The sequence below is a fragment of the Legionella donaldsonii genome (assembly GCF_900452385.1).
GTDB lineage: Bacteria > Pseudomonadota > Gammaproteobacteria > Legionellales > Legionellaceae > Tatlockia > Tatlockia donaldsonii.
The window spans coordinates 2,339,012-2,352,277 of sequence record NZ_UGOA01000001.1; the positions used below are offsets into that span (position 1 = coordinate 2,339,012).

Genomic DNA, 13,266 nt, shown 5'->3' on the forward strand with positions numbered 1-13,266 from the left:
AATCTTGTTAGATTACTTCTCAATCACACCCATGATGTCGTCTTCACGCATCACAACGAGTTCTTGGCCAGCTACTTTAACTTCAGTACCAGAGTACTTGCCAAACAGGACTACATCACCTACTTTGACAGCCAAAGCACGAACATCACCGTTATCCAGCACTTTACCTGCGCCAACAGCGATAATTTCGCCACGCATTGGTTTTTCAGTAGCACTATCTGGAATCACGATACCACCAGCTGTGGTACGCTCTTCTTCCATACGACGAACAACAACACGATCGTGTAACGGACGAATTTTCATACTTGTTTTCTCCTGATTGGTTAAATCACCTATAATTTTCAGAGGAAGCTCTGAGTTTTTAGCGCCACATATTAAATACTACATAACGCTGATGTCAGCCATATGGAGACAAAAAGATTATTTTCAAGGGGTAAATTTAAAAAATTTTGGTTTTTTTAATCTTGAGACTACAATGTTCTACAATTTTACAGGTTTTCAAAAGCATATTATGAAAAAATGTCTCTCATTCGCGGCACTTATTTTAGCTTCTTTTATCAATTATGCTAGCCCTCTTCCTGCCGCTGACGTTTTTCAAGTCCAGGCGAAACAAATTGACCCGAATACGTTCACGCTTAATTGGCAAATTAAGCCAGGCTATTTTCTTTATAGCGATCGCATTAAATTAACTGAGCAACCTGGTTCCAATATTCATCTGGGTACCCTTCGCTTTCCCGAAACGTTAAAAAAAACCGATAAACGGGGTCGTATTTATGATATATACCGTCAACAACTGTCATTACCCGTACCCGTTCTAGGTGAGCAACCTGGGGAAACCCTGATCAATTTATATTTCCAGGGTTGTTCAGATGATGGTTTTTGCTACCCTCCCGAGACTCGGTCAATCAAATTAACAATCGATAAAAATCTGGCACTTAGTCAGGTAGACATCGAAACGCAACTAACTCAAGAACAAGTAGAAACACCACAGCAACCAACGAATGATATCGAAGCTGTATTAGCCAACAATCACGGGCTCATGATAATACTAAGCTTTTTGGGCTTTGGCCTGCTCTTATCATTCACTCCCTGCGTCTTACCAATGGTACCCGTACTATCAGGGATTATTGTCGGTCATGGGGCAAATATCTCTACTCGCAAAGCTTTTTTTCTCTCATTAAGCTATGTACTTAGTATGTCGGTTACCTACGCAATCGTCGGAGCTGTCGTTGCTTTATTAGGAGCTAATCTCCAAATCGCCATGCAATCACCATGGATAATCAGTCTATTTAGCCTGATTTTTATCTTGTTGGCGCTGTCCATGTTTGGCTATTACGAACTACGCTTACCGGTTTCCTGGCAAGCAAAACTAGCTGGCGCCAGTCAACGTCAAGGGGGAGGACACTACCTTAGCGCGGCTGCAATGGGATGTTTATCAACTTTAATCCTCTCACCCTGTGTTACGGCCCCACTGATCGGTGCTTTAAGTTATATTGCTCACACCGGAAATATTATTTTAGGCAGCATAGCCTTGTTTTTCCTCGGGCTAGGGATGGGAATACCGCTTTTATTAATTGGCATGTCAGCCGGAAAATGGCTTCCTAAAGCAGGTCATTGGATGAATACGGTCAAAACGTTTTTTGGTGTTTTGCTGCTTGCTGTTGCGATCTATTTATTAGAACGTATTCTTCCCTCTCCCCTGGTTATGGCTTTATGGGCAAGTTTATTGGTTTTTTCAGGGATTTATTGTGGCGCACTGAGTCCTGCTCATTCCAAGCAAGCTAAATTTGGCCAAGGATTAGGTATTCTATTACTGGTTTATGGTTTGCTGGTACTGGTGGGGGCAAGCATGGGTGGCTCTAATCCGCTGCAACCCTTAACTGGCTTGCGAGTTACCGCCGCTGCAGAAGGAAACCCTCTTGGCAGTTCGCACGAACTGGTTAAAACAGTGGATGAAGTGCAACAAGCGATTGCCAAGGCGCGAGGCAAACCCGTTATGATTGATTTTTATGCTGATTGGTGCTCCTCTTGCAAACTGATGGAAGCTACCACTTTTAAAGATCCCCGAGTGGAAAAGGCCCTAAAAGAGTTCGTCATATTAAAAGTAGATATCACCGCAAATAACAAACAAGATAAAGCGCTTCTTAACCAATTTAATGTCGTTGCACCACCTACTTTTTTATTCCTTAACAAAAATGGTGATGAACAGGAAAATTTACGTCTCGTGGGTGAAACATCAGCAAATAAATTTTTACAACAATTACAGGAAGCTCTGGCATTCTGAATACTGGCCGGTCGGATTAGTTGATATCAATCAACCTTGTTTTCGATTTAACAAATGGCTTGCTTAGAATAATATGATCGCCCGTAATGTTCCTGCTGTAGCAGAATTTAAACGTTTGCTTTGTCCCGGATTAGGGATATAGGAAATTGCAGGCTCCAAATAGACGTTCGTGATTAACTTGGCTTGGTAATACCATTGAAACATCACCTCCTTCTTGCGATTCGTCGTTCGTTGATTCAACCAAGCCAGCGAGAACCCTGCACCCATTGAATCTGAACTTCGGTTAGCAACAAGGCCAAATGCAGTTAAGCCGGCTCCGACTGATTGCTTCATGGATAATACTTTCGAATTATTAATGCCATATTGATAAAACGCTGAGATACCACTAATGTCGTATCCTGGATGGCGATACCATAGGCGTTGAGAACCAAATAAATAAACCCCTGTTGCCCCCGTTTCAGTGAGGTTGTTCTGGCGGATAAGGCCTGCTTGATGCCATAATCCAAGTCCCAAGGTACCCGGCTTTCTTCCCAAGAGCCAGGCACTTCCTGTTTCTCCCACCTGAAAATAATTGCCATTGAAGGTGGGCCCTGTAAGTCCTGTTTGTTTTCCACTGGCTAAATTACCATCAAAAATTCCATAAGAAAGATACCACTCCTTGACCGGAGTATAGGTTGCCGATATGCCATAGGCCGAATTGGTATAACCAGGCATGATTCCATCCACTGCAGGGTTAATAAAAACCGGGGTATAAATTAAACTGGTAACAGCCGGAATATTAGGTACACCACGCTCGAGCTGGACGGGTTTTATTACATTATTAAAATCCAAGGTTGTGATCGTCTTCCCTAGACGAATGAAAAGGCGGTCATCGAAAAGACCCTGTCTATACCAAAGTGCATAAAGTTCAGAGCGGTTGTAAGGCGGAACATCAGGCAAGGAATTATATCCTTGCGTAATGCCAGCCTGCCCATTCGTGTTTTGCGCATTCTGCTGAAGAAATTGCGCACTAAATAATCCTCCTTTCCACCCATTAAATCGCTCCATATCAATGGTCAAATCAACTAACCCTACGCTATTCGATGTAGATTTCTTCGCGGCAGGGATGCCTCCCGTAAATAATCGATTTGTATCCCCGAACCATGCGCCTTTTATGTCGATACCATGATTATCCTTTATACCTAACTGTTGCTGTATTAACTGCTGAAGAATCCCTGAGCCAGTAGTGACATTAACGGCAGCCGGGTTTGAGCTAATAGCAGATGTTTCGGTTGTTGTATTTGACAGGGATGGTGAACTGATCGTTGGATTCTTGGAGGAATCGGCATGGAGATCACAAGCAGGTAACAAAATTGAAAATAACATAGTGAGGGCTAAAAGATAGCTGATTTTTTTTATAAGAAGTTCCAATTTCTATTCCTAATGAGCAACCAGTCTATTAATAACCCCGTATTTATTTCTTTGGGTCATGCATTCCTGCATTAAATCCGATAATTAAATTTACTTGCTTTTTACAGGCATGCATATAAACATAGTCGATATTAGCTATTTTTAATAGGACTAGAAATGCTAAAAAAATTCCAAATTTTCTCATTCATCATCAGCACCTTATACGTTTCCTCACTTATGGGTGAAACATACCGCGTTCCAGCAAACTCCGAAACAACTACACTAGGTCTTTTTACGCTCGATAAACCGCCTGTCATAAAAATTCGCTCAGGGGATGCAGTCTCGTTGGAAACCTGGAATAGTTGCCTGCATGAAATGGTCTTCAATAAAACAACACCTGCAGATGTAGCAAAATTTTATGTCAAGCATGATATTCAGAAAAGACGTGGCATGCATACGTTGACCGGCCCTGTTTACGTCGAGGGTGCCGAGCCAGGCGATGTACTAGAGATTCGGATTCTCGATATTAAATTGAATGACTTCGGGTATAACTTCTTAAGTCCAACACAAGGGATTTTATCAGAGTTTACCAAACCAAGGATTAAATATTTTAAATATGACAAACAGAATAACACGACCGAATTTACAAAAGGAGTGTGTTTACACCTCAAGCCATTCCCGGGAATAATAGCCGTAGCCCCTCCGCTTGACTGGCCAGACGGCTGGCCAGTCAATTTGCAAACCCAGATGGGACAACCCGTATCTGGGCAATTTAACTCCGTCCCCCCTGGACCTTTTGGTGGCAATTTGGATGCACCCAGTCTACAAGCTGGCTCTATCCTTTATCTACCTGTATTTCACAAAGGGGCCCTGGTTTGGACTGGGGATTCACATGCGATGCAAAGCAATGGTGAAATTGATGTAACAGCCCTGGAGACATCCTATGAAGGAATCACGCTGCAGTTTATTGTACGAAAAGACCTTAAAGCAGAGGGTGTTTTTGATAAGACCAAACGAAACGGTAGTAGTTTATTTACTTGGCCTATTATCGAAAACTCATCCGAATGGATGATTGTAGGCTTAAATGAAGATCTTTTGGAGGCCATGCAACTGGCGTCTAAAAATGCTATTGAGTTTTTAGTACGCACTCAAGGCTTCTCTCCACAAGAGAGTTACCAGTTCCTAAGCATGGTTGGTAATTTCGAGATTGTTGAGGCAGTCAATGTTATCAAGAATGTAACCGTGCATATTCCTAAAGAACTATTCAAAGGGATTGGCAAAACGCCCACACTTTGTTCTGAGGGAAGTTTTCCACTAAAGACACCCCAAATAAATAAAAATGCTCCATGTCAGACTCAAGAAGGAATAACCGTTCTATAACTATTATCAGGTGATAAGATGAAAAAAATCATGGCATGCTTTCTCTCCCTCATCGTTGCTTCAGTAGGGTTTGCTACAACTATTGTTTTCGACAATAAAACAACTTTTCCCCTAAAAGATCAAAAATCAAGGATTGCTGTCCAATGGGCGACAACTGCTAAAGAGATGCAAAAAGAGAATAAAGCGCTAATTTATGGTCTAAAACTGAACTCAGATTCATTACAAATTATTTCACAGACAGGTAAGAGCGAGTTAGATCTCCCTAAAAACGCAAGTCACTTCAGAATATTAGTGTGGTCAAAAGGTGTAGGAGAACCCGATTTGCTGACTAACTGGGTTAGTGTAGTACCCAACAAAACCTATACGTTAGAAAAAGATCAACTCGTGCCGGCTGCTCTTATGTCTGGCGTAGGGTGTTAACCCCATAGAGGCAAATACTTATTTATGTATTTTGTATTTCATATAAAATACAACTTTTATCCATTTAGCGTAGTTACCCTATCTACTCGCTTATTTTTTAACAAACCGGTGATAAACGGGAGTTTACGTATCATGGATAAAACACCAATATATTTTTACCACAGGGCAGGAAAACTCGAAAATCCTACTTGCTAAAGGCGTTTATTTTGAATCTTTTTATTGACATTTCCCTTCTTAAGAAAAACCGTCACTATGCCCTACTTTATGTCGGACAATTTGTATCATTTATTGGAACAATGATTACAACTGTTGCCTTACCTTATCAAGTTTATCAACTAACCCACTCATCGCTGATGGTAGGATTATTAAGCCTGGTTCAATTGATTCCTTTATTAATTACTGCACTGCTTGGTGGTGTATTTGCAGATAAATACAATCGCCGCAGTTTAGTGATAATGAGTGAAGCATGTCTTGTTATTGGCTGCGCCCTCTTGACTATTAACGCTTATATTGCGCACCCCAGTCTAACTGGCATTTTTGTTATTTCTTCATTGATGTCTGCTATTACGGGATTACACCGCCCTGCCTTAGAGAGCATAAGCCAACAATTAGTCCTGCCGGGGGATTATAAAGCTTTAGGCGTGTTAGTAAGCTTTAAATACAGTTTTTGTATGATTGTTGGACCTGCTATAGCTGGCTTTATTATTGCCCACTTGGGAATCGTAGCAACTTACTGTATTGACTTACTCACTTTTGCTATCTCGATTACCAGTTTATTCCTCATGAAAAATCCACCCAAGCCGGTTGCTGCAAATACCTCATCAGCTTTAGCAGCCATAAAAGAAGGAGTTCAATTCGCCTGGAAACGACAGGAGCTTTTGGGAAGTTATTGTGTAGATTTTATAGCGATGGTTTTTGCAATGCCTAATGCGCTATTCCCGGCAATTGCACAATCCCTGGGTGGTGCACAAACATTGGGTTTACTGTATGCAGCACCTGCTGTTGGTTCCTTGGTGATTTCTTTTGTCAGCGGTTGGACAACTAGAGTTAAACAACATGGTAAAGCGATAGCGATTGCAGCGGCCTTTTGGGGGCTCACCATGGTAGGCTTTGGCTTATCGACCTCACTTTTCTGGGCTTTCGTCTTTTTGACACTTTCTGGTGCTTTTGACGCAATCAGCGGAATTTTTAGAAGTGTTCTGTGGAACCATTCGATCCCGCACGACTATCGCGGCCGTTTAGCGGGTATTGAAATGATCAGTTATTTAAGCGGCCCCAGACTAGGGGATACCAGAGCAGGTTATATTGCCTCCGCCGCTGGTATTACCACCGCTATAGTCTCTGGCGGTTTTTTATGCATTGCAGGCGTCACTCTTTGCTGTCTCTGCATGCCAAAATTCTGGAAATATCAGTCTGATAATTAGTTCTTAATTCCAACTAAAGCTATCTATTTATTTCAATACATCTATTCCTTTTTGGACTCCGTACTTCCGTAATTTTCGCTGTAATCATGACCAACAAATAATTAAAATGCGAAAAATAAATACCTTTGCTATCCAGTTATTGCAGTATCCCAGGAGAAAATTAGATGAAATTAACGACCCAACTATTCGATAAAGAGGGTAATCCTCTAAAATTTTCTGTTGTCACTAAAGATGTGTATCAGCATACCTATGAAATCATCGACAGTGAAGGGCAGCAGCTTGGTTATGTCAACATTTCTGAAGAGCGCCTGGGAGCACCAACTCATAAAAAATATATCATTATCAATCAATTGCACAATACCTCTCCCGATCGGGAATGCAGAAATGTTGGCACTGCTCTCCATGAGTTAGTATTCAGATTAAGTTTTTCTAAACGATTCCAAACCAATGGAAATATCAAAGTAGATATGACTTACGAATCCCTGCTATTTCATTACCATTGCGGATTTCGCCTGCATCCCCGAAACAGATTTGAATGGAACTGTTTGGGTAATAAATTTTTAAATCATGAGCAATATGGTAAAACAGCCTATGAACGATGGTGTTTATCTCGTTCTGACAGCTCTAACCCCAAGTCGCTAGAGGAGTCATCAGCAAATGATGTCCTGGCCTTTTATTACGCCATGTACAAGGAAAATAAAGATCAAACAAGTCGTGCCTATTTACGTAAGAAGCTAGCAAAACTGGGCGGTTTATTGGGATATTTATCCCAAGAAGTCATCCCACAGAAAAAAGAAGAATTTTCTGTGGATGTCGCACCAATCAGCCAATCCTCTTCATCGAGTACATTGTTTTACTCAACAAGCCCAAAGGAGACAATAGACTGCGCTATACAACGTGGTAACGCTGCCCAAAGGAATACGTCGCTGGCTGGATAAAAGAACAGGTATCAGAGCTTGAATTTCGATTATTGAGTACAAATTCAAGCCCTAACTCACCAAGCCCTTCGAACTAACTGGATTGTTATCCATAGCTCATTTTGGTTTTGAATAATGAATACCCTGATTACGCTATTCTCCGCCACTGCCTCGCAGTACAACTGCCCAAAAGATTGATTATCGATTTTCATCATGTAAGATTTGTTATCTACGATTTTATCATTACTTTAGGCAAGGATTCCATGCTGTTCGATCGCCAAATAATCGCTTTTACTAATAGGTGTTGGCTACTAATACTCTTAGCCTTGGTGATACTTGGATCAGGCCTTGGTTTTCGTGATCCCTGGCCTGCTGATGAGCCACGTTTTGTTTTGATTGCTAAACAAATGCTAGAGAGTGGACATTGGCTCATTCCCATGCGTGGAGGGGAAATCTATGCTGATAAACCACCACTCTTTATGTGGGGAATCGTTGTCTCATACTTATTGACTCACTCTCTTAAAGTCGCTTTTTTGCTACCTTCGCTGTTGGCTAGTTTATTGACGTTGGTTCTGACATGGAATCTGGGTTGTCGATTGTGGAATAGAGAAATCGGTTTTCTTGCAGCGCTTATGTTGCTCTTTACGTTACAATTTACACTGCAAGCCAAAACAGCCCAGATAGATGCGCTAGTCACTCTATTTGTTACTCTCGGTATTTATGGGTTTTTACGTTTTTTGCTCTTAAGCGGCGGTTGGCGTTGGTACTATTTTGGCTGGTTTACGACAGGTCTTGGAATTATTACGAAAGGAGTTGGTATTCTCGCGGCCTTCATCTTACTCCCCGCCCTATGGACTCATTTTGATGTAATCCGTCAAGCAAGATTTTCCTCTATTGCAAAAACTGCAGCAGGTCCTCTAGTCATGCTGGCTACTATCAGTCTTTGGCTGTTACCGATGATTTGGTGCACGCAACATAGCGCCTCCCCTCTCCTGGAAGCTTATCGCAATGATATTCTATTTCATCAGACGATGAGTCGCTATGCTCACTCATGGGTTCATATCAAACCCGTTTGGTATTATCTAATCCAAGTTATACCTTTATTTTGGTTGCCCTTATCTCTTTTTTTACCGTGGCTGATTGGATGTTGGAAGGCCGCTCTTAAGCAGGACGATCGACGTGTTTTCTTATTATTAAGTTATGTGTTACTGGTTATTTTATTTTTCTCAATTTCCCCTGGCAAGCGCGCAGTTTACTTAACGCCAGCCACACCCGCATTCGCTTTGTTAGCATCTCCTTGGCTAATGGATCTGGTTGGTTATACTTGGCCAGCCCGATTGCTGCGAGGTTTATATTGGCTGATAACGATTATTGTGTTTGCCATTGCATGTATGTTACTGACTGGTAAAAAACCAGCCATTCTCACTACTGATCTGAGTACAACATTGAGCCTCTCTTTGTTTTTTTTAGGGATTGGCTTATTACTTATTAATTTCTTATTGCGCCAGGCTCCATTAGTACGCCTATTGCTTGGGCTAACCCTTTGTTGGCTTTGTTACTCGCTGTTGCTTTATCCACAGCTAAACAATTTACGCACTCCAGCAGCTATTATGAATAAAACAGCTGAGCGTGTCCCTTATCAAGAATCTCTTCTCATTCTAGGTGTTAAGGAGCAACATCTGTTATTTGCTCATCAACCTATCTGGCATTATGCCTATCACATGAGCCGCTCAAAGCAGAAACAAGAAGCTGCTGCCTGGATTGCGGCTGCCCCACATCGCTGGGTTTTAGGTCCAATGGAACTATTAAGAACGTGTTTCAAGCTTAGGCCATCTCACGAGCTAGGTTATCGCCATCGTACTAGATGGTTTCTCGTTAATAGTGTTACTCTAAAACCAAGCTGTCATGGCCAAAAGGTGACAGTACCTCCTTATCTTTATATTCCGGGTATTTCTTACACGAGTAAAAATCAATCCGCTTGGCCTGGGTGAGATAGTTCTGATAACTAGTAGTTACTATGCCCCAAAAACTTGCAGGTGACCTTAAAAGTAAGAATTTAGCCAGAGCATTGATACAACGACCTTACACCATGTGGGATGCTCCGTTTGCGTTGCCATTTTAGAAAGGCGCTGATGATTTCTGTTGATGTTCTGTATCGAGAGTGACATGGGGATCATTCAATTGAAAGAAGCTCAACATTTTTTTATAGTTGCATAGAATTTGGAGGATCGAATGGCGTATGACAGATCAATGGGCCAGGTCTGTTAAAAATGACGAATCTCAGCGAGATATTAGACAACCTTACCCTAGAAACGGTATAATTCGCCCACTTTTTTTACAGATAGAAAATTATGAATCATAGAGTGGGCTTTGTCAGTTTGGGTTGTCCTAAAGCACTGGTGGATTCAGAGCGAATCATTACTCAACTGCGTGCTCAGGGCTATGATTTGGTATCCAGTTATCAAGATGCCGGAGTCGTGGTAATCAATACCTGTGGCTTTATTGATGCAGCAGTCAAAGAATCTTTGGACACCATTAAAGAAGCGATGGCCGAAAATGGACGTGTTATTGTAACAGGTTGCCTCGGTGCCAAAGCAGATATTATTCGTGAAGCATGCCCTGATGTATTACATATCAGTGGTGCGCATGCTTACGAGGAAGTTGTCCGTGCTGTGCATAGGCATTTACCACCTCCTGTAGATCCCTTCACCCAACTAGTACCCCCTCAAGGCATTAAATTAACACCGCGTCATTATGCCTATTTAAAAATTTCAGAAGGTTGCAATCAAAAATGTACCTTTTGCATCATTCCCACCATGCGCGGTAAATTACAAAGTTATTCTCTGCCACAAATACTAAGTGAAGCAAAACGCTTGAAAGATGCAGGGGTACAGGAATTATTGGTTATTTCCCAAGATACTAGTGCCTATGGTGTCGATACTCGTTATCAACCGGTTGAATGGCAAGGTAAAACAATCAGCACTCGTTTTTATGATTTATGTGAGCAACTCGGCGATTTAGGTATTTGGGTACGTCTGCATTATGTTTATCCCTATCCGCATGTCGATGAGATTATCCCATTAATGAGTGACCGATTAATTCTCCCTTATCTGGATATTCCACTGCAACATGCCAGCTCACGGGTGTTAAAAGCAATGAAACGCCCGGCCAGTAGTGAAAACACCTTGGCGCGTATTGCTCAATGGCGTGACATTTGTCCTGACATTACCTTACGTTCCACGTTTATTGTTGGCTTTCCCGGTGAAACGGAAGACGAATTTGAAGAATTGCTGAGCTTTTTGCAAGAAGCCGAGCTGGATCGTGTTGGTTGTTTTCAATATTCGCCAGTTGAAGGGGCTAAAGCCAATGAATTGGCAAACCCGGTTCCTGAACATATCAAAGAAGAACGATATCATCGTTTTATGCAAGTGCAGGCTGAAATCAGTCGCGCTAAGCTGGCTGCCAAAATTGGTTCACGTCAAACCGTTTTAATTGATGAAATTAACGAAGAACAAATTATTGCGCGCAGCAAAAGTGATGCACCGGAAATAGATGGTCTAGTCTTTTTACCACTGAATAATAATGTTCGTGTCGGCGACTTGGTAGATATTAAAGTGACCGACAGTGATGATTACGATCTCTATGGTGACTTTGATACTACCAGTCACTAGACTTCTTAGGAAACTCTTGCTTCGTCGATACAGTGCTCGAATCCTAATGCCTGCCTGAACACTTATGTTCTGCGGCGACGTGACTTGCATTTTTCTGTAGCAAATTTCTGAAAAGCCTATTAATTTTTACCTTCGCCGAGTCGTTTACTTGGCGAAGGTAAATTCAACTCCTTCCGCTATCCTTTTCCATGATTTACATGCTACTCTTGGTAGATAGCGCTCGCTCACTTCGAAATAATGATTATCTCTATTGTAATTTCTGGACAGAATTTTTTCCTACCATAGTAGATTTTGGAAAAGGTCTAATGCTTGGCTGATCACTTAAAAATAAGGACATACGATGTTAAATCCAAGGGATGTTAGAACAGTGGAAGATGCAAAAGGCATCGTTGAAGAACGTAACCTCACTCACGTAAAAATCGGACTTATTGATATGGACGGGGTCATGCTTGGCAAGTACATGAGCCGGAGCAAATTTTTCTCGGCCTTAGACCATGGATTTTCTTTTTGCGATGTAATTCTGGGCTGGGATTCCAAAGACAAGCTTTTTGATAACGTTAAATATACCGGCTGGCATACTGGCTATCCAGATGCATTAGTTCGTATTTTACCTCAGAGTTGTCGTGAGCTTGTCTTTGAAGACAATCAATTATTATTTATGGCTGAGTTTGACGGTGCGGCCGCGGAATTATGCCCCCGGGGTGTGTTACGTCGCGTCATTCAAAAAGCAGAGATGATGGGCTTTGATGCCTATGCTGCTTTGGAATATGAATTTTTCATGTTTGATGAGACGCCAGACAGCATACGAGCCAAAGGGTACCGTAACTTAAAACCAATGACCCCTGATTTCTTCGGTTATTCAGTAATTCGCAATAGTGTCCATGCGGAGTTGTATCATCAAATCCTCAATATGGGTGAAATTATGGATTTCCCTATTGAAGCTCTCCACACAGAAACAGGTCCCGGAGTCCTTGAAGCAGCGATAGCAGTAGATAAAGCTGAGGCTGCTGGCGACAAAGCAGCGCTGTTTAAAACCTTTATGAAAGTATTGGCACAGCGCAATAATATGATGGCAACTTTTATGGCTAAGTGGTCGCCCAATTACCCAGGGCAAAGTGGCCATATTCATATGTCGTTGCGAAACAAAAACAACTCGTCTTCCGCTTTTTATGATCCCTCAACGAAATACAATATGAGTAAGATCCAGCGCCACTTCCTGGCCGGGCAGCAAAAATTGATGCCCGAATTGTTAGCCATGTTTTCACCCACTGTGAACAGCTATACTCGTCTGATTCCTGGATTTTGGGCTCCCACTGATGCCACCTGGGGAGTAGAAAATCGTACTACTGCCTTGCGTTTGATTCCAGGTAGTGACAAATCACAACGAATCGAATACCGCTTGGGTTCTGCCGATGCGAATCCTTATCTTGCCCTCGCTGCGGCATTGGGCTCGGGTTTATATGGGATTGAGCATGAGTGGGAGCCAGAAGAGGAAATTCGAGGCAACTCCTACACTCAATCTCATAACAAGGAATTGGCTTTACCTTCAACCTTGTGGGAAGCAGCACAACGCCTGAAAAATTCAGCAGCGGCCTACTCTCTGTTTGGTGAGGGATTTGTTGAGCATTTCGCAGCCTCACGCGAATGGGAAGAGCGGGAATTTCGCCGACATATTACTGATTGGGAATTGGATCGTTACTTCGAAATTATTTAGGACATTTCTACTAAACCGTGACACTTAAGCTAGCGAAATGTCAAACCTGCTAGATTCTGAAGGAATT

At 42.0% G+C, this 13,266-nt stretch carries 10 protein-coding genes; 8 read left to right on the top strand and 2 right to left on the bottom strand.

Going from position 1 to position 13,266, the window contains the following annotated elements:
* Positions 1-12 precede the first annotated feature (12 nt).
* Entirely contained in the window at positions 13-303 is a 291-nt protein-coding gene (gene groES / locus DYC89_RS10590) for a co-chaperone GroES (RefSeq protein ID WP_026069347.1), read from the bottom strand.
* A 208-nt stretch (positions 304-511) separates the two neighbouring features.
* Here groES and dsbD point away from each other — a divergent pair, with 208 nt between their 5' ends.
* On the top strand, positions 512-2,284 hold the full coding sequence (gene dsbD, locus DYC89_RS10595; RefSeq protein WP_115222733.1) for a protein-disulfide reductase DsbD: 1,773 nt from the start codon (positions 512-514) through the stop codon (positions 2,282-2,284).
* A gap of 63 nt (positions 2,285-2,347) precedes the next feature.
* On the opposite strand, the gene DYC89_RS10600 is transcribed toward dsbD, so the two are convergent.
* The gene (locus tag DYC89_RS10600) at positions 2,348-3,649 is read right to left on the bottom strand and encodes a carbohydrate porin (RefSeq protein ID WP_115222734.1); all 1,302 of its coding nucleotides are present in this window, start codon (positions 3,647-3,649) and stop codon (positions 2,348-2,350) included.
* 201 nt (positions 3,650-3,850) lie between these two features.
* Here DYC89_RS10600 and DYC89_RS10605 point away from each other — a divergent pair, with 201 nt between their 5' ends.
* From DYC89_RS10605 to DYC89_RS10635, 7 genes are all read left to right on the top strand, one after another.
* Complete coding sequence (locus tag DYC89_RS10605; RefSeq protein ID WP_115221757.1) at positions 3,851-5,053, top strand: acetamidase/formamidase family protein; 1,203 nt, start codon at positions 3,851-3,853, stop codon at positions 5,051-5,053.
* An 18-nt stretch (positions 5,054-5,071) separates the two neighbouring features.
* Entirely contained in the window at positions 5,072-5,473 is a 402-nt protein-coding gene (locus DYC89_RS10610) for a hypothetical protein (RefSeq protein WP_245953982.1), read from the top strand.
* 206 nt (positions 5,474-5,679) lie between these two features.
* Positions 5,680-6,897 carry an MFS transporter gene (locus DYC89_RS10615; RefSeq protein WP_115221758.1) on the top strand — a complete coding sequence of 406 codons (1,218 nt, stop codon included), beginning with the start codon at positions 5,680-5,682 and terminating at the stop codon, positions 6,895-6,897.
* A 164-nt stretch (positions 6,898-7,061) separates the two neighbouring features.
* Positions 7,062-7,835, top strand: a complete 774-nt coding sequence (locus DYC89_RS10620; protein WP_115221759.1) for a hypothetical protein — start codon at positions 7,062-7,064, stop codon at positions 7,833-7,835.
* A 242-nt stretch (positions 7,836-8,077) separates the two neighbouring features.
* Complete coding sequence (locus DYC89_RS10625; protein WP_115221760.1) at positions 8,078-9,805, top strand: ArnT family glycosyltransferase; 1,728 nt, start codon at positions 8,078-8,080, stop codon at positions 9,803-9,805.
* A 360-nt stretch (positions 9,806-10,165) separates the two neighbouring features.
* Positions 10,166-11,485 (top strand): 30S ribosomal protein S12 methylthiotransferase RimO, encoded by a 1,320-nt coding sequence (gene rimO, locus DYC89_RS10630; RefSeq protein ID WP_115221761.1) that lies wholly within the window; start codon positions 10,166-10,168, stop codon positions 11,483-11,485.
* A gap of 340 nt (positions 11,486-11,825) precedes the next feature.
* The gene (locus DYC89_RS10635) at positions 11,826-13,199 is read left to right on the top strand and encodes a glutamine synthetase family protein (protein ID WP_115221762.1); all 1,374 of its coding nucleotides are present in this window, start codon (positions 11,826-11,828) and stop codon (positions 13,197-13,199) included.
* The last annotated feature ends 67 nt before the right edge of the window (positions 13,200-13,266 follow it).